Source organism: Streptomyces sp. NPDC030165 (assembly GCF_055573595.1).
Window position 1 is genome coordinate 219,363 of sequence record NZ_JBVIBD010000009.1, and the last position, 15,736, is coordinate 235,098.

Sequence of the window (15,736 nt, forward strand, 5' to 3'; positions counted from 1 at the left end):
GGTGGTTCTCCTTGGGGTGGGGCCGGTGGTGGCTGGGGCCGGAGCGCCGGCGTGCGGCCGGGGCTCCCGGGTACGGGCGGGCGCCGGGCCGGGCGGGGCGTGTCCGTCCGGCCCGGCGCCGTCCGTCACTTGGCCATGGCCTTCTCGATGTCGTCCAGGACGGACAGGGCCGCCAGGCCGCCGCCGAGGCTGGTCCACTTGGAACCGTCGATCTCGGTGGCGTGGCCCTTGCCGACAGCATCGAGCTGCCGGTAGGCGGGCTTGGTCTTCAGCTCGGCGAAGAGGTCGGCGTCCTTGCCCTTGGCGGCGAGGGTGCCGATGAACAGCCAGTCGCCGTCGATCTGCTTGATGTCCTCGTCGCTGATCGGGGTGGAGTGGCCCTGCCCGCGGTCGTTCTGGATGCCGGGCCGCTTGAAGCCGAGGTTCTTCAGGACGTCGCTGATGAACACGCCCTGCTGCATCACGGCGGTGCCCTTGGCGGAGTAGCGGGCGACGGAGACGGTGGCGCCGGCGTTCGGGCCGAGCTTCTTCTTGAGGGCGGCGGCCTTGTTCTCGTATCCGGAGAGGAAGGCCCTGGCCTCGTTCTGCTTGCCGAGGACCCGGCCGGTGAGGTCGAGCGCCTTCTTCCAGTCCTTGTCCTTGCCGATGGTCACGACGGTCGGTGCGACGGCCTTCAGCTGCTGGAGCACCTTCTGGTCGGCGAGCTGTCCGGCGAGGATGACGTCGGGCTTGGCGCGCAGCACCTTCTCGATGTCGGGGCCGGTGACGGCGCCGACGACCGGTATGTCCCGGGCGCGGTCGGCGAGGTAGCCGGGGGCGCCCTTCTGGCCGCGGCCGGCGGTCAGGCCGATCGGCTTGACCCCGAGGGCCAGCGACGAGTCGAGGTCCAGCTCGCTGAGCGCGACCACCTTGGCGGGCTTGGCGGGGACCTCGACCTCGGCGCCGGTGGCGTCGGTGACGGTGACCTTGCCGGCGCCGCCGGTCTTCGCCTTCTCGGGACCGGACTCGTCTCCTCCGCAGGCGGTGAGGGCCAGCGCCAGGGCGGTGGTGACGGCGGCCGCCGCGGTCAGGCGGACACGCGGCAGGGAGTGCGTGGACATGTCTGTGGTCTCCGAGTGGTGAAGTCCGGCGCCGGGTCGGCGTTTGACGGAACAGCTGGTGCGGGGCACGCCGGGAAGACCCGGGTGTGCGGGCCTGCCGGGCGGCGAAAGCCCCGGTCAACCCTTAGGTTAGGCTAACCTTATGTTGGTTGCGCAAGAGGCCGGGGCCCCCGCGGGCGACACCCAGCCCCCTCCGTCACGGAAGCCCGGTCACCGCCGGCGCATCCCGACCGCCGCGGTCGCGCTGACCGCACTGCTGGCCGTCCTGGTCCTGCTGTCCCTGCTCATCGGCACCGGATCCAGCCCCCTCGCACGCGCGTGGGACTTCCTCATGGGCGACCCGACGGCCCGCGCCGACGCCCAACTGCGGCTCGCCGTCCTGGACGTACGGCTGCCGCGCACCCTCGCCGCCGTCCTCGTCGGCGTCTCCCTCGGCGCCGCCGGCTGCCTCCTCCAGGCCGTCACCCGCAACCCCTTGGCCGAAACCGGGCTGCTCGGCGTGAACTCGGGCGCCGCGCTCGGCGTCGTCATCGGCCTCACCTACTTCGGGGTGGAGTCCTCCTACGCCCTGCTGGGCTGGGCACTCGTCGGCGGCATGACCGCCAGCGCGGTGGTCCTGCTGCTGGCCGCCTCGGGCCGGGCCGCGGCGTCACCGCTGCGGCTGGTGCTGGCCGGCTCCGCGCTCGGCGCCACCTTCCACGGCATGACCTCGTACGTCCTGCTCAGCACCCAGTCCACGTTCGACACCTTCCGCTACTGGACCATCGGCTCCCTCGCGGGCATCAAGACCTCGGACACCTACCCGCTGATCCCGCTCATCGTGACCGGCCTGCTGGTCGCCTTCGGCGCCGCCCGCCCGCTCGCCGCACTCGCCCTCGGCGACGACAGCGCACGGTCGCTGGGGCACCGGCCCGGGCTGGTCCGGGTCGTCGTCGCCGGAGCGGTGACCCTGCTCGCCGGATCCGCGGTGGCGCTCGCCGGACCCATCGCCTTCCTCGGTCTGATGGCCCCGCACGCCGCCCGTGCCGTCACCGGCCCCCGGATCGCCGCCCAGCTCGCCCTGTCGGCACTGATCGCCGCCGACGTGATGATCGCGGCCGACATCTTCGCCCGCGTCGCCATCCGCCCCTGGGAGACCCCCGTGAGCGTGCTCCTCGCCTTCGTCGGCGGGCCGTTGCTGATCTGGATCGCCCGCTCCCGGCGGCTGTCGACGGCAGGGGGCACGGCATGAACGCACGGACACCCGACATGCCGGACACGGTGCCCGCCACGGCCGTCTCCCCCGCCGCTTCCCCCGCCGCGGACGTGACACCCCCCGACAGCCTCGTCATCCGGACCGGCGCCTTCTCCTGGCTGTTCCCCCGCCGGGGCTCGCTGGTCGCCGTCGCGCTCGGCGCGCTGATCGTGGTCCTCGTAGCGCTGGGCACGTTCGCCAGCTCCACCGGCATGAGCCTCTCCGAGACGCTCTCCGGCCTGTTCGGTACGGGCGACCCCGCGACGGTGATGCTGGTCCAGGACTTCCGGCTGCCGCGCATCGCCGTCGGCGTCCTGGTCGGCGCGGCCCTGGGCATCGCCGGCTGCCTCACCCAGACACTGGCCGGCAACCGGCTCGCCACCCCCGACGTCATCGGCGTGAACGAAGGCGCCACCGCGGCCGTCGTCGCCTCCGTCGTCGGCTCGTCCACCGGCATGATCGGCGAGTGGTGGCTCGGGCCGGTCGGCGCGGTGCTGGCCGCCGCGCTCGTGGTGCTGTGCGCGGGCGGCGCGGGCCACCGGGGACACCGCGTCCTCGTGGTCGGCATCGGCGTGTCGACGGTCGTCGGGGCCGTCACCGACCTCGTCATGTCCCGCCAGAACGACAACACCGCCGGCGGCGTCTTCCTGTGGACGGTCGGCAGTCTCAGCGGACGCGACTGGTCGGTGGGTACGCCGCTGCTGCTGATCCTGCTCGTGCTGCTCCCGTTCGCCCTCGCCGCCGGCAACCGGCTGCAGCTGCTGCGTTTCGACGACGACACCGCCTCCGGGCTCGGCGTACCCGTACGGCGGGTCCGCGCCCTCGCCCTGGCGCTCGCGGTGGTCCTGTCCGGCGTGGCCGCGGGCATCGGCGGCCCCATCGCCTTCGTCGCGCTGGCGGCCCCCGTGCTCGCCGACCGGCTCGGCGGCCGGTCGCGCGTACCGGTGCTGGCGTCCGGCCTGGTGGGCGGCGCGCTGATCGCCGGTGCCGACGCGCTGGGCCGGGTGATCGCCCCCGTCGAGATCCCGGTCGGCGTGGTCACCAGCGTGCTCGGCGGCCCGTTCCTGCTGTGGGTCCTCTTCCGCTCGGACCGGGGCGCGGGGCGGCCGTGAGGGCCGGGGGGGGCGGGCAACCCGCCGGGCGGCGCCGTCCGGCGGGGCCGCGCCCCACGCCCGCCACCGGGTAGGACCCGGCAGGCCCCCGGCGCGTCACACGGTGGTCGGCTGCTTGCCGTCGTGGAGCGCCTCGGCCATGGGGGAAGCGCCGTCGATGACGAAGGAACGGATCGAGTCGAGGTACGCGGTCCGGTCGACGCGGCCGTCCCCGTCAGTGTCCAGCGCGTCGAACGCGGACGCCGCGTTGCCGGGCGGATTGCCGAGCGCCGCACGCAGCCGGGTGAACTCCGCCCGGTCCAGGGCGCCGTCCCCGTCGGTGTCGGCGAGATCGAACAGCGAGCCCAGCGCCTGCCGGCAGACCTCCTCGAAGGCGTCGGCACCCGCCCACGTCGCGTACTCCTCGAAGGTCACCTTCCCGTCGCCGTTCGCGTCCATCGACGCGTACACCCGCTCGTGGGCCGTGCGGGCGACGACGACCAGCGGATCGTCCCCGCCCCGCCCCAGCGCCGCCGCCGCGTGTACGGGGCGGGCCAGGTACTCCTCCCGGGAGATGACGCCGTCACCGTCCACATCCAGCATGGTGAAGATATGACCCTTAGCGGTGGTGGCGTCCATAAAAGTTCCTTTCGCGAAGACTGGCGTCCCGTCACTGCCCGCCCCCTTTCTCCGCGAAACACCGGGCGCGCCTCTCTGCCCCCTCCCGCTCACCGCCGGGACCGCACACGAAGGCCCCGGCACGAGCGGGGCGACGGACCACCCGGGTGCCCCGGAGAGAATGCGGGCGCCGCGAAGAACGGTTGTGCTGGAGATCCAGGTACCCCGTCCCACAGGAGTGATCCGCATGCGCGTACGTCTCGCCCTCGCCGGTGCCGTCCTCGCCGCGGCCGCAGTCGTTCCCGCGGCGTCCGCCGCCGTGGCCCACGACGGCCCGGCAGGCGCCTCGAAGGCCGACACCAAGCCCGGCACGGCCGGCCCGGCCGACACGGAGTTCGCCGCGGTCCCCCAGGCCAACCGTGAACTCGTCGGCCGCATCATGACCGGCCTCGCCTGACCCCGCCCCGGGCGCCGTCCGGATGGACCGCCGTCCGGATCGCCTGCACGCCGACGACGACGCGGCACCCTTCCGCAACGCTTTCCCGAAGAAGGGCGACGGCCTGTCGCACCTGTCTGGGCGGCCCCCTGCGGCAGCGGCGGGGAACGTCAGGCGGCCTGTACGGGGCGTGCGCATGCCGTGGAGGGCCGCCTCGGCGACGCTGTCGTCCGGCAGCAGGTTGAAGGTCGGCCCGGCCAGGAAGACCGCCCGGAACCGCCGTGACAGGCTGAGGGCTTCCATCCGCTGATGTGAAGGGTGACGGCGACGCCCGCCTCGTCGGCCCGGCGGCGGCAGCGCTCCAGCATGTCCGCGGAGGAGTCGACGCCTTCCACATCCAGTCCGCCACGGCGCAGGGCGAGCAGCGGGTCGCCGTCTCCGCAGCCCAGTTCCAGGGCCGGGCCGCCCACTTCGCGTACGAAGGCCGCATAGACCTCGGCGTCCGGGGAGAAGGACTTCAACAGGGCATGGGTCTCCGCGACGAGACCGGTGTAGAAGTCGGCTGGGTCCATGGATGCGCGTCGGTCCTTCCCGTCGGGCGAGTGATGTCGGCAGCGGGTAGGCCCCACGGGGTCGAGGCCGCCAACGTATTGGGGCCCGCTACTTCGCCAGGTACCCCCCGTCCACCACATGATCGCTCCCCGTCACGTACGACGCGTCGTCGGACACCAGGAACGCGATGAGGGCGGCGACCTCGTCCGGCTGTGCGGTGCGCCGCAACGGGACGGAGGCGATGAGGTGGTCGGCGGCCCCGGGCGGCAGCGAGGTGACCATCGGGGTGTCGATGACGCCCGGTGACACCGACAGGACCCGGATGCCGTGGTGCGCGTATTCGCGGGCCGCGGTCCGGGTCAGGGCGAGGACGCCCCGCTTGGCCGCGGCGTAGGCGGCGTGCCCCCGGAAGGCCGAATGGGCGGCGATGGAAGAGAGGTTGACGATGACGCCGCCCGTCGCGGCCATCGCGGGGAGCTGGCAGCGCATCGCGTGGAAGACGCCGTAGAGGTTGACCTTCAGTACGGTGTCGAAGTCGGCGGGCGCCAGCTCGGCCAGCGGGGTGAGGGGGCCGCTGATCCCTGCGTTGTTGACCGCGATCCGCAGGCCACCGCCCAAGCCGGCGGCCTCCTTGACGACGCCGGTGACACTCTCCAGGTCGGTGACGTCGACCCGGCGGGCCAGGGCGGTGCCGCCGGCCTCGGTGATCTGTCCGGCCACCCGGGCAGCGCCGTCCTCGTCGAGGTCCGCGGCCACCACCACGGCTCCCTCCGCGGCCAGTCGTTCCGCGCACACCGCGCCGATTCCGGAGGCGGCGCCGGTCACCAGGGCGACCCGGTCCCGCAGCCGGCCGTGCCGCGTTCCGTTGCCGTTCGGCTGGTTGTGCGCTGACATGTGCGGCTCCTGTTGGACCGATGGTGGGGTGGCGAGGTGGCGGGCGGGTGTGGTCAGGACGGGCGGGCGTGTGCCGTGAGCGGCAGCCGGTCCGGGCGCAGGACGGTGCCGACCAGGGTGCGTACGGGGGCGGAGGGGACTGGTACCAGACGCCGGTGCGCGGTGAAAGCGGCCATCGCCAGGGTCAGTTCCGTCCAGGCGAAGTCCTCGCCGATGCACAGCCGGCTGCCCGCGCCGAACGGCAGGTAGGTGTGGCGCGGCGGCTTCGCCGTGGTGTCCGGCGGCCAGCGGTCGGGGGCGAAGCGCTCCGGGTCCTCGTACAGGTGCGGGTCGTGGTGCAGGGCGTACGGGCTGAAGAACACCTCGGCGCCCGGGGTGAGCCGTACGCCGCCGAGCGTGACCGGCCGTACGGCGCGGCGCATCAGCAGCCACGACGGCGGGTGCAGCCGCAGGGTCTCGGTCAGCACCTGCCGGGTGAAGACCAGCGCGGGCACGTCCTGGAAGCCCGGTGGCCGTCCGGCGAGGACGGTGTCCAGCTCCTCGTGCAGACGCCGCTGGACGTCGGGGCGGCGGGAGATCTCGTACAGCGCCCAGGCCAGGGACGCGCTGACGGTGCCGGTTCCGGCCAGGAAGAGGGTGATCAGCTCGTCGGTCACCTCGGTGTCGGTCAGAGCGCCTTCCGGGCCGTCTCCCGTTCCGTCTCCCGGGCCGTCCGCGAGCAGGAGCATCGAGAGCAGGTCGCCGCGGTCCCGGCCGTCGGCACGGTAGGTGCCGATGATCCGCTGCTGGACGGCCACCAGTCTGCGCAACGGTCCGGCGTCCGGCGGACGCCACCCCGGCAGCAGCGGGAGGTGCTGCGCCCAGGCGTGCAGCGGGGACAGGGCGAGGCGCATCGAGTGGTACTTGACGGCCAGCCAGTCCTTGACGGCGGCGCGCAGTTCGGGGTCCTGGGGGTCCGCGAAGAGGGTGCGCAGCAGGACGTCGAGGGTCAGGCGGTGGATCTCCGGCACCAGGTCGAGCGTGGCGCCGGGCTCCCAGGCGGCGGACCGGGCCAGGGAACGTTCGGACATGACGCGGGCGTAACCGGCGATCCGGTCGTGGTGGAAGGCGGGCTGCATCATCCGGCGGTGCCGGAGGTGACGGTCACCGGTGGCGGTGATCAGCCCGTCGCCGAGCGGGACGCGCAGTGCGTCGAACATCGCGCCCTTGTCGAAGGAACGGGCCTGCGCGGTCAGCAGTTCCCGTACCAGCTCAGCGGAGTTGACGACGTGGACCGGCCGCGGGCCGATGTAGATCTTCGTCACCGGCCCGTGCTGCCGCTGTTCGCGGACGAAGCGCAGGGCGTCCCGGCTGAGCCGTGGGGCGTGCCCTGCCAGCGGCATCCGGCCGGGAGGCACGGGCGCTTCGACGCGGGCATCGGCGGAGGGACGTCCCGGGCGCGCGGCCGGCCGTGCACCGATCCTGCTCACGTCGCTCCCCCTCCCGTCCGGCCGCAGGTCAGCTCCCCTTCGTACGGTCGCGGGGAGTCACCTCCCGCCGCGTCACGGAGGCGGCGCTGTCCCGCGAACAGGCCCTCAACGGCGAACGCGTGAGTGTGCGTGGGGAAGTGCGTGAGGAGCGGCCGCGGTCCGTACATGAGCGGTACGCCCGGCCAGGTGCCGTCGGCGCGCTGGGTTTCCACGAGGTGGGTGAGCCCCCGTGCCCAGAGGTCCTCGTCGGGGAGGCCGCCGCGTTCCAGGGCTGCGAGGGCCAGGCCGGTGGCGGCGGGAGTGCTCGGGCCGCCCGCTTCGACGGGCCAGCCCCCGTCGGGGTTACGGGTCTCGGCGAGCCTGTGGGCCGCGGGGTGGCCGCCCGGCGGCGCGGGCGTGTCGAGGGCGGGGAGGACTTCGGCCGCGGCGTACGGGAGGCCCCGGTACCACCCGGCCTGCCAGCGTCCCTGGCCGTCGAACCGTCGGGTGAGCCAGGCGCGCGCCGCGGACAGGTCCACGCGGTGGCGGCCGGAGTGACAGGCGAGCGCGGTGACGACATGGGCGATCACGTCGTCCACCGGCGGGTCCCCGGCGGACTGCCAGGTCCGCCAGAGTCCGTCGTCCCGTTGCTGCCGGGCCAGGTGCCGCAGTCCGGCCCGTACCGCCCCACCGGTAGCGCCGCTTGCGCCGCCCAGGGCGATCAGGGCGGCCCCGGTGGTGTCGTTGTCGGACTCGACGCCCAGGCGGTACGGCCAGCCGCCGTCCGGGTTCTGCGCCGCGACCAGGAACGCGACGGCGGCGGACAGCCCGTGCCGGTCGAAGTCCGCCGCGCCCCGGAAGGCGCGTACGATCAGCGCGGTGTCCCAGACGTCGCTGGTCGAGAAGCGCCAGGTGCCGTCCGGGTGCTGGCTGCTGAGCAGGTGTTCCGTACAGCGGCGGGCGGCAGCGGTGCCGGGCGCGGCGGCCTGGAGCGCGAGCGCCGCGAGCGCCGTGGTGACCGGGTTGCCGAAGAAGTCGCCCGACGGGGACTGCTGGTCGGCGATCATGCGGGCGGCGTGCCGGACGGCCGTCCGGTCCCCGAAGTGTGCCGCCACCAGGGCGTGGGCGGACCAGAGTTCCACCCGGGACCAGCGCTTGAGCTGCCCCCGGGCGGCGACCGCGGTGGCCAGTTGGGCGCGCAGCGCGTCGGGGCCGGTACTGCCGTGGGCCGTCCGGCCGGTGTGCAGGGCGAGGGCCTGGAGGAGCCGGGCGCGGGCCGACAGCGCCGGGTCCCCGAAGGAGGGGTGACTCACGTCGACGGGACCGCTGTTGCCGAGGGCGAGGGACAGCAGCGCGCTCTCCACGGCCTGGGCCACCGGATGGTGGTCCTGGGGAGCGGCACCGGCGGCGAGCCACGCCCTGCCCCGCTCGACGGCGCGGCCGGCGCCGGGGTGCGGTGAACGCGCCAGGGCCAGCGTGCACAGTGCGGTCTCGGTGACGCGAGGGGCGGGGCCGGCGAGCCATGAGCCGTTGTCCCGCTGGGTGGCGAGGACGTGCCGGGTCGCGAGGGCGAGGGCGTGGTTCACCCGTGGCGCGAGCGTGGGCGACAAACCAGCGACCGGTATGTGCGGCAACGAGCATCCTGCTGACATCTTGCCTCGATTTCTGCTGGTCCCGCTTGTGCTTCGTACGTCCGCGCCATCAGCGCGGTGGACGGCTCCGCCTGCTGCCGGGTGACCGGTGGACGACCGGGCAGGCCGGCCGCGGGTGCGCGCACCGGACCTGGGGCGTACCGGGGGACGGGGCGGCGGACCGGGCCCGAGCACGCGGGACGTAGCCTGACGGTGTGGACACCTCGCTGCCGGCCGGCCATCCTCCCCGGGAGATCGTCTCCATAGCGGACACATGCTCCGCCGCGTTGCAGAACATGCCACGCCTGGAAAACTGGCTCAAAAGGCTCGGTTTGCCCGTGGACACCGCGCTCGTTCCCCTCATGTGTCTGCAGACCGCGTTCTTCACCCCGTGGCTGCCGCCCGACACCTGCCTCCGGATGTCGCGGCTCACGGTCTGGCTGATGGCGATCGACAACGTCCTGGACGCGCCGGGGACGCCCGGCTCCGCGGTACCGGACTGGCCCGCGGCCCGCGTCCGGGTCTGGCACCGCGTCCTCGACGGGCAGGGCGACAGCGGCGACGACCCCGTGGCGCGCGCTCTGGCCGAGATCACCGGCGAGGTGGCCGGAAGCGGGCGGCCCGAACTCGTCGCCGTCTGGCGGGAAAGCATGCATCAGACACTGATCGGCATGCGGCACGAACACGAGGCGGCCCGGACGGCGGCCGCCGGCGGCGCGGCGCCCCGGCTGACCGACTATCTGCGGCACGGCGCCTGGAGCATCGGCGTCGAACAGCAGGTCACCGCCCTGTGGGCGCTGTTGGACGAGCCGGACCTGCCCCGGCGCCTGCCGGTGCTGCGCGCCGCGCTGCGCGAGGCCGCGATCGCGATCCGCCTGCTCAACGATCTGCGCGGGCACCGCAGGGAGCAGGCCGAGGGGAAGACCGACGTCCTGGCCCTCGGCCTGACCGAACGCACGGCGTACGAGCGTGCCGGGGCGGGGCTGGAGAACTGCCGGCGCGCCCTGGCTCCGCTCAGCGGGGCCGGGTACGGTTCCGCGGTGGCACTGGAGCGGGTGGTGCTCTGGCACGCGCGGATGTACCACCGCTTCGACCCCGTACGGCCCGGCCGGGCGGCCGCCCCTCCCCTGCCGGGCAGTACCGCGCGCACCCCGCCCGTCCCCCCGCCGAGGAAGGCCCCGCCCATGGGTACCGAGCAGGAAGTCCTGGACGCCGTCGCGTCCGGCGGCACGTACGACACCGCACGGCTCGCGGACCTCTTCGACCGGCTCGAACCGGTCGACACCGCGTTCCTGATCGGCACCTGGCGGGGCGGTGCTTTCGAGAACTCCAGCGAGAACGCCGCGCTGCTGGCGAAGATGCGGTGGTACGGCAAACGGTTCACCGACGCCGAGCACGTGGAGCCGCTGCTGTGCCGTGACGAGGACGGGACGGTGTACTCGTACACGGAGATGGGGCTCGCGTCGCTGCGTGAGGTCGTCCACCGCGGCAAGCAGTCCGCGGCGATGGTCTACGACCAGCTGCCCGTCATCGACCACTTCCGCCGGCTCAGCGACGACGTCCTGCTGTGCGTGATGGACAAGAAGGGGGACCCGGAGGACTTCTACTTCCACCTCACCCGCGTACCGGATCCTGGGGTACGGGCCTGAGAGCCCGCGTCAGACCGCCGGCGACCGGGACGCCGGGACGTTCGGTCCGCCGGGCCCGCCACTGTGATCGTGCCAGGCCGGCGCCAGGCGGCGGGCCGCTTCGGTCAGCCGGCCGGTGTCGGCGACGAAGTGCAGGCGGAGGTACCGCCTGCTGCCTCCTGAGGCGTCAGGTCCCCTGCCGGGCAGCACGACGACGCCGTGGCGCAGGGCCGTCCGCGCGAAGGAGTTCCCGTCGCCGTGCGGCAGACGCGCCGAGAGGGTAGTTGCAACGCCCCGAACGCAGCGGGCGGTGAAGGCACTTGATGCCCGGGGAAGGCGAGATCCGGGCGGTGCGGTGGGGAACGCGTAGCCGCTTCGAAGCCGTCCAGACCGACGGGAAGGGCCCGCAGGCGCAGCTGTTCGTACGCGGCGACGACCGTCCCCCGGCCGACGGCGAGCGTGGACGCCAGGACGCGGTCGGACGGCAGCGCCGTACCCGGCGGCAACTCGCCCTCGTCGACGAGGCGTCGCAGGCGCACGGCGAGCAGCAGATGCAGCGGGCCGCGGCCGGCCGACCACCGACCCAGGCGGTCGGCCAAGCCGGCTGGGCTCATGGCATGACCACACACCACGAAGGCCTGCACCACCTCGCTGCGGTATCGGTCCCCGATGCCATCGCCGGGTGCCGCGGCCCTCCTGCGGGTCTCAACTCAGGCGTGGCACCGCTTGGCCTTGTAGTAGTACAGCGTGGCCTTCTTGTCGTAGGCCCGCGACTTCTTCAGGTAGGCGCGCGCCTTCTTCTTGTGGCCCAGTCCCATCTCGTGCCGTGCCGCGGCCTTGTACGTCTCGGACTTCTCCTTGTACTTGTCCGCCTTGTGCTTCAGTACGAGCGGGTTGCACTTGGCCTTCTCGGCGGCGGGCACCGAGGCGGAGGCGGTGGCGGCGGGCCGCTGCGCCGCACTCGCCGTGGACGCGCCGAGGGCGACGGGGCCCGTCACCGCCATCGCGGTGACGGCCACGGACGTGATGACACGGCTGACGTTACGCATAGGTTCAGGTCCTCCGTTTCGTCGGTGGACAAGGGACACGGCACACACCGCCCCAGTTCCCTTGCCATGATCAGCAATCCGTACGGTGCTGACGTTACGGGGCTGCGAAGGACCTTAGGGTCAGCACCGCTCAGAAACATGCGCCCGTGAACCCAAGGCGCGTGAGCCCTTGGGCTCTTGACAGACGGAGCGGGACAGGGACACGGGACGAGGGGCCCGCACAGGCAGAGGAACTGGACGGCAGAACCGTCACTCCTCCCCGTCCTCCGCCGCCTGCCGCGCCCGCTTGTTGCGCGCGCCCACGACCAGTGACGTGGCCGCTCCGGTCACCGCCAGCGCCACCGGGACCATCCAGCCGCGGTTGACGGAGTGGCCGAGTGCGTGGTCGAGGGAGATCCGGCCGGGCCCCGTGATGCCGAGACCGGTCGTCGTCAGGCCGAGGAATGCGGGGTGCTCGTAGCCGCCGCTCTGCGCGAAGAACCCGTTCGGGGCGTGTACGGCGGCGGCGCCCGCCATCGCACCCGCCGCGGCCGCACCGGCGGCCGGGGTGGCCAGGCCGAGGGCCAGCAGTACGCCACTGCCGGCCTCGGTGAGCCCCGCGACCCTGGCGTTGGCCTTGCCCGGCACGTAGCCGACGGACTCCATGAACTGTCCGGTGCCCTCGATCCCACCGCCGCCGAACCAGCCGAAGAGCTTCTGCGCGCCATGCGCGGCCAGCACTCCGCCAGCCCCCACGCGAAGGAGCAGCAGGCCGAGGTCACGTCGGTCGAAACAGGTCACGATGGGCTCCCGGAGCAGCTGACAGGGGCGGTCCCTCCCGCGTGCCCATCGTCCTCCCCCGGTACGCCAAGGGCTCGCCCACTCGGCCGTTCGGGTGGCGGGTTGCCGAGCCCGGGCCTTACTGGAACCACTTCCTGAGGACCTACCCGGCCTCCCCCGGCTCGGGCCTCCCCTACCTCGGCCGGGGCACGGGACTGGGCACAAGGGGGCTGCTGCCAGACCAGCCGCAGCGCGGCGAGCCGCCCCTCGGCAGGGCCAAGCCGACACCGATCGCTTCGCCTTCCGCGTCCGCACGCGGCCGGGCTTCGTAGACGCAGGTCCGCCGCCGCGAGCACAACCTCCTCCCACGCTGCTTCGGCAAGCTCAAGAGTTTCCGCGGCGTCGTCACCCGAGACGAAGAGACATCCCCCTACGAAGCAGTGATCACACTCGCGTCACTCCTGCTCCGGGCAAGATCCGTTTGACGAGACGCCCTGGTTCGGCGGTGTGTCGTCCAGTTCCCTGATCTCCGCCTCGTTCAGTTCCAGTTCGGCGGCCCGGGCCGAGTCCTGGATGGACGCCGGGCGGCTGGCCCCCGGAACCGGGATCATCACCGGTGAGCGGGCCAGCAGCCAGGCCAGCGCCACCTGCTGCGGGCTGACGCCGCGTTCGGCCGCGATCCGGTGGAAGGCCGTACCCACGGAGGTCGGGCCCGAAGCGCCGTCCAGGGAGCTGCGGGAGATACCGCCGAGGGGGCTCCACGGCAGGAAGGCCAGGCCCAGCTCCGTGCACAGCAGAAGCTCGGCCTCGCTGTCGCGGACGGCCGGGGAGTACCGGTTCTGTACGGAGACCAGCCCATCGCCGAGAATCGCGTGGGCTTCGTGGATCCGGCCGGTGTCCACGTTGGAGATCCCGGCAGCGCGGATCGTACCCGCGTCGAGCAGCTCGCGCAGCGCGCCTACTGAGTCGGCCCAGGGGACGGCCGGGTCCGGCTTGTGCAGCTGGTAAAGGCCGATTGCCTCGCCACCGAGCCGCTTGAGCGAGGACTCGGCGGCGCGCTTGAGGTGTTCGGGGCTGCCGGTGACCGTCCAGCTCCCGTCGCCGGGCCGGCCCCGCCCGCCCTTGGTGGCGACGAGAACGTCCGAGCTGTCACCGCTGTAGCGGGCGAGGGCGCGGGCGACGAGAAGTTCGTTGTGACCGGTCTCGCCGGCGTGCCAGTGGTAGCTGTCGGCGGTGTCGATGAGCGTGACGCCGGCGTCGAGGGCCGCGTGGAGGGTGGCGACGGCACGCTCTTCGTCCGGGCGGCCCTCGATGGACAGCGGCATGGCCCCCAGGCCGATGGCGCTGAATGTGGTGTCTGCGACCGTGCGGTACTTCATGGGTGTGCTCCTGGTCAGGCGGCAGGTATGGCGCATACGGCAGGTACGGGCATGCCGGATGCGGCGAGGGCGGCCTCGTCCCCGCGGTCGGCGATGCGATGTCCGGCGTCCGGGGGTGGCAGGCCGGAGCCCCGGATGATCGCGGTGACCCGCTGGTCGGCCGTATGCGGTCGTTGGACCAGGACCGTGCCGAAGTGCCGGCTGCCGCCAACGCCGTAGATGCTGTGCATGCCCTCACCCTGGCAAGCTGGAGGCGTCAGCAGAAGTGCTGGCTTACTGCGCACGTATTAAGGATTACTGTTGATCGACGTCCAGCGGCTGCGGATTTTGAAAGCGGTGGCCGAGCACGGCAGCTTCAACCAGGCCGCCGCGGCCCTGCTGATCACCCCTTCAGCCGTCTCCCAGCAGGTGGCGGCCCTGGAGCGCGCCCTCGGCACCCCGGTCGCGGCGCGCAGCACACGGGGCGTCACCCTCACCCGGGCCGGTCAGATCATGGTCGAGGCCGCGGAGGCGGTCACCGCGGAACTCGCGCACGCCAAACAGCAGATCGACCGGCTCGGTACGGGCCGGACCAGGCTCACCGTCGCCACATTCACCAGCGGCGGCAGATTCCTACTGCCCGGTGCCCTGGTCCGGCTGACCGCCGAGCATCCGGACGCCGAGATCCACGTCGTGGAGGGCGAGCCCGAGGTCACCCTGCCTCTGGTCCGGCAGGGCACAGCGGACCTCGCGCTCGCCTACCATTTCGACGGCCCGCTCCCGGTACGGCCCGGCGACCGTACGGGCATGGAATGGACCGAGCTGCTGGACGATCCGCTGTACGTCGTCCTGCCCCACAACCACCGGCTGGCCGGCCGCGACTCCCTGGACCTCTCCGAACTCGCGGCCGAACCCTGGGTGCTCGGCTGCCGCAAGACCGAGACCTACCTTCGGCGCTATGCCGAACTCGCCGGCTTCGAACCCCTCGTACGAGGGAGCACGACCGACTACTTCTTCGCCTGCTCGCTCGTCACCGCGGGCGTGGGGATCTCACTGGTTCCGGCCATCGCGTTCACCCCGGCGCCGGCGAATCTGCGCACCGTCCCGGTCACGCCACCGGGTCCGGCCCGCCACATCGGCGTCGCCACCGCCCGCAGCCGCCACCAGCCCCACGTCGCGACGCTGATCCGGGCTCTCCAGGAGCAGGCCTCGTCCTTCGGCGGAAGGTGACCGACGAGCCGCGTCGTCTGCCGCACCGTGGCGTAGTACCTGCCCACGGCTTGAAGCAGGCAGCCCGTGGCCTTCAGAAGCTGCGGCCGGGCTGGGCGACAGAAGCGAAGAGCGGCGGTTGGTTCTTCCGACACTCACAGGTGTCTCATCGGGTGCCTCTTCGCCCTGCCTCCGCATCCGCCCTTCCACGTTGAGCATCGATACGCCGTCCGATAGGAGGGCCGAGGAGACCGTTTTGGCCGGCAACGGCGCGCCCAGTCGTAGTACCGAGGACCTTTCGCGCCGGCGCCGGCACTCTGACGATGCCAAGCCGTGACGGGCAGCCGACCGGCAACAGTGTCCGCGCGAACGGCAGTGCGGCCGTGGTTGATGCTCACCCGCGTCGAGCAGGCGACAGCCAGGACATAGCCGGTGCCGCGTGCCTCAAGGGCGGCGAGGAGCCGCGGGTCCTGGCCATGGGCTTCGTCGCCGGTCACCCAGGACGCAGCGATTCCGGCGTCCAGCGCTGCGGCGATCATCTCCCCGGCCGGACGGGGCTTGGTCAAGAACCGCACTTCGTCAGGTATCCCGGCAGCGTGGCGGCGTTCGGGATCATCGGCACATGAGCGCTCGGGCAGGGGCTGGGCTATGCCGTGCGGCCACCGCACGATCTTCAAGAGTCCGCACAGCCCTCGATGATCACGCGATGGCCGTACTCGTTCCCCGCCG

At 72.8% G+C, this 15,736-nt stretch carries 16 protein-coding genes and 1 pseudogene; 5 read left to right on the forward strand and 12 right to left on the reverse strand.

Features of this window, described 5'->3' with window-relative positions:
* Window positions 1–125: 125 nt before the first annotated feature.
* Window positions 126–1,100 carry an ABC transporter substrate-binding protein gene (locus ACZ4Z1_RS19200; protein ID WP_468487769.1) on the reverse strand — a complete coding sequence of 325 codons (975 nt, stop codon included), beginning with the start codon at window positions 1,098–1,100 and terminating at the stop codon, window positions 126–128.
* A gap of 142 nt (window positions 1,101–1,242) precedes the next feature.
* On the opposite strand from ACZ4Z1_RS19200, the gene ACZ4Z1_RS19205 reads away from it, so the two are divergent.
* A complete protein-coding gene (locus ACZ4Z1_RS19205) occupies window positions 1,243–2,331 on the forward strand; it encodes a FecCD family ABC transporter permease (protein WP_468487770.1) in 1,089 nt (362 codons plus the stop codon).
* Entirely contained in the window at window positions 2,328–3,446 is a 1,119-nt protein-coding gene (locus ACZ4Z1_RS19210; protein ID WP_468487771.1) for a FecCD family ABC transporter permease, read from the forward strand. The genes ACZ4Z1_RS19205 and ACZ4Z1_RS19210 overlap by 4 nt, the downstream gene beginning before the upstream one ends.
* 96 nt (window positions 3,447–3,542) lie before the next feature.
* On the opposite strand, the gene ACZ4Z1_RS19215 is transcribed toward ACZ4Z1_RS19210, so the two are convergent.
* On the reverse strand, window positions 3,543–4,064 hold the full coding sequence (locus ACZ4Z1_RS19215) for an EF-hand domain-containing protein (RefSeq protein ID WP_468487772.1): 522 nt from the start codon (window positions 4,062–4,064) through the stop codon (window positions 3,543–3,545).
* Window positions 4,065–4,290: 226 nt separating this feature from the next.
* Here ACZ4Z1_RS19215 and ACZ4Z1_RS19220 point away from each other — a divergent pair, with 226 nt between their 5' ends.
* On the forward strand, window positions 4,291–4,500 hold the full coding sequence (locus tag ACZ4Z1_RS19220) for a hypothetical protein (RefSeq protein WP_468487773.1): 210 nt from the start codon (window positions 4,291–4,293) through the stop codon (window positions 4,498–4,500).
* A gap of 149 nt (window positions 4,501–4,649) precedes the next feature.
* Here ACZ4Z1_RS19220 and ACZ4Z1_RS19225 read toward each other — a convergent pair whose 3' ends face one another.
* From ACZ4Z1_RS19225 to ACZ4Z1_RS19240, 4 genes are all read right to left on the reverse strand, one after another.
* Window positions 4,650–5,051, reverse strand: a complete 402-nt coding sequence (locus ACZ4Z1_RS19225; RefSeq protein WP_468487774.1) for a class I SAM-dependent methyltransferase — start codon at window positions 5,049–5,051, stop codon at window positions 4,650–4,652.
* Window positions 5,052–5,139: 88 nt separating this feature from the next.
* The gene (locus ACZ4Z1_RS19230) at window positions 5,140–5,856 is read right to left on the reverse strand and encodes an SDR family NAD(P)-dependent oxidoreductase (RefSeq protein ID WP_468487885.1); all 717 of its coding nucleotides are present in this window, start codon (window positions 5,854–5,856) and stop codon (window positions 5,140–5,142) included.
* A 122-nt stretch (window positions 5,857–5,978) separates the two neighbouring features.
* Window positions 5,979–7,394: a cytochrome P450 gene (locus ACZ4Z1_RS19235; RefSeq protein ID WP_468487775.1), complete on the reverse strand. Its 1,416-nt coding sequence runs from the start codon at window positions 7,392–7,394 to the stop codon at window positions 5,979–5,981.
* Entirely contained in the window at window positions 7,391–8,959 is a 1,569-nt protein-coding gene (locus ACZ4Z1_RS19240) for a prenyltransferase/squalene oxidase repeat-containing protein (RefSeq protein WP_468487776.1), read from the reverse strand. The genes ACZ4Z1_RS19235 and ACZ4Z1_RS19240 overlap by 4 nt, the downstream gene beginning before the upstream one ends.
* Window positions 8,960–9,219: 260 nt before the next feature.
* On the opposite strand from ACZ4Z1_RS19240, the gene ACZ4Z1_RS19245 reads away from it, so the two are divergent.
* Entirely contained in the window at window positions 9,220–10,653 is a 1,434-nt protein-coding gene (locus ACZ4Z1_RS19245) for a DUF4334 domain-containing protein (RefSeq protein WP_468487777.1), read from the forward strand.
* 104 nt (window positions 10,654–10,757) lie between these two features.
* On the opposite strand, the gene ACZ4Z1_RS19250 is transcribed toward ACZ4Z1_RS19245, so the two are convergent.
* The 5 genes from ACZ4Z1_RS19250 to ACZ4Z1_RS19270 all read right to left on the reverse strand — a co-directional run bounded on the left by ACZ4Z1_RS19250 (window position 10,758) and on the right by ACZ4Z1_RS19270 (window position 14,049).
* The gene (locus tag ACZ4Z1_RS19250; RefSeq protein ID WP_468487778.1) at window positions 10,758–11,246 is read right to left on the reverse strand and encodes a GntR family transcriptional regulator; all 489 of its coding nucleotides are present in this window, start codon (window positions 11,244–11,246) and stop codon (window positions 10,758–10,760) included.
* A 96-nt stretch (window positions 11,247–11,342) separates the two neighbouring features.
* A complete protein-coding gene (locus ACZ4Z1_RS19255) occupies window positions 11,343–11,681 on the reverse strand; it encodes a hypothetical protein (protein ID WP_468487779.1) in 339 nt (112 codons plus the stop codon).
* A gap of 249 nt (window positions 11,682–11,930) precedes the next feature.
* Window positions 11,931–12,461 (reverse strand): DoxX family protein, encoded by a 531-nt coding sequence (locus ACZ4Z1_RS19260; protein ID WP_468487780.1) that lies wholly within the window; start codon window positions 12,459–12,461, stop codon window positions 11,931–11,933.
* Between the two features lie 434 nt (window positions 12,462–12,895).
* A complete protein-coding gene (locus tag ACZ4Z1_RS19265; RefSeq protein WP_468487781.1) occupies window positions 12,896–13,819 on the reverse strand; it encodes an aldo/keto reductase in 924 nt (307 codons plus the stop codon).
* Window positions 13,820–13,833: 14 nt separating this feature from the next.
* Window positions 13,834–14,049, reverse strand: a complete 216-nt coding sequence (locus ACZ4Z1_RS19270) for a hypothetical protein (RefSeq protein WP_468487782.1) — start codon at window positions 14,047–14,049, stop codon at window positions 13,834–13,836.
* A 70-nt stretch (window positions 14,050–14,119) separates the two neighbouring features.
* Between ACZ4Z1_RS19270 and ACZ4Z1_RS19275 the strand changes: the two genes are divergently transcribed.
* Window positions 14,120–15,028 carry a LysR family transcriptional regulator gene (locus tag ACZ4Z1_RS19275; protein ID WP_468487783.1) on the forward strand — a complete coding sequence of 303 codons (909 nt, stop codon included), beginning with the start codon at window positions 14,120–14,122 and terminating at the stop codon, window positions 15,026–15,028.
* 251 nt (window positions 15,029–15,279) lie between these two features.
* Here ACZ4Z1_RS19275 and ACZ4Z1_RS19280 read toward each other — a convergent pair.
* Window positions 15,280–15,678 (reverse strand): annotated as a pseudogene (locus tag ACZ4Z1_RS19280) (transposase); the annotation flags it as partial.
* Between the last annotated feature and the right edge of the window lie 58 nt (window positions 15,679–15,736).

What these genes read in the sequence shown, in the direction of transcription:
- ACZ4Z1_RS19200 (WP_468487769.1), bottom strand. Translation starts at nt 1,100, where the DNA reads ATGTCCACGCACTCCCTGCCGCGTGTCCGCCTGACCGCGGCGGCCGCC.
- ACZ4Z1_RS19205 (WP_468487770.1), top strand. Translation starts at nt 1,243, where the DNA reads ATGTTGGTTGCGCAAGAGGCCGGGGCCCCCGCGGGCGACACCCAGCCC.
- ACZ4Z1_RS19210 (WP_468487771.1), top strand. Translation starts at nt 2,328, where the DNA reads ATGAACGCACGGACACCCGACATGCCGGACACGGTGCCCGCCACGGCC.
- ACZ4Z1_RS19215 (WP_468487772.1), bottom strand. Translation starts at nt 4,064, where the DNA reads ATGGACGCCACCACCGCTAAGGGTCATATCTTCACCATGCTGGATGTG.
- ACZ4Z1_RS19220 (WP_468487773.1), top strand. Translation starts at nt 4,291, where the DNA reads ATGCGCGTACGTCTCGCCCTCGCCGGTGCCGTCCTCGCCGCGGCCGCA.
- ACZ4Z1_RS19225 (WP_468487774.1), bottom strand. Translation starts at nt 5,051, where the DNA reads ATGGACCCAGCCGACTTCTACACCGGTCTCGTCGCGGAGACCCATGCC.
- ACZ4Z1_RS19250 (WP_468487778.1), bottom strand. Translation starts at nt 11,246, where the DNA reads ATGAGCCCAGCCGGCTTGGCCGACCGCCTGGGTCGGTGGTCGGCCGGC.
- ACZ4Z1_RS19255 (WP_468487779.1), bottom strand. Translation starts at nt 11,681, where the DNA reads ATGCGTAACGTCAGCCGTGTCATCACGTCCGTGGCCGTCACCGCGATG.
- ACZ4Z1_RS19265 (WP_468487781.1), bottom strand. Translation starts at nt 13,819, where the DNA reads ATGAAGTACCGCACGGTCGCAGACACCACATTCAGCGCCATCGGCCTG.
- ACZ4Z1_RS19270 (WP_468487782.1), bottom strand. Translation starts at nt 14,049, where the DNA reads ATGCACAGCATCTACGGCGTTGGCGGCAGCCGGCACTTCGGCACGGTC.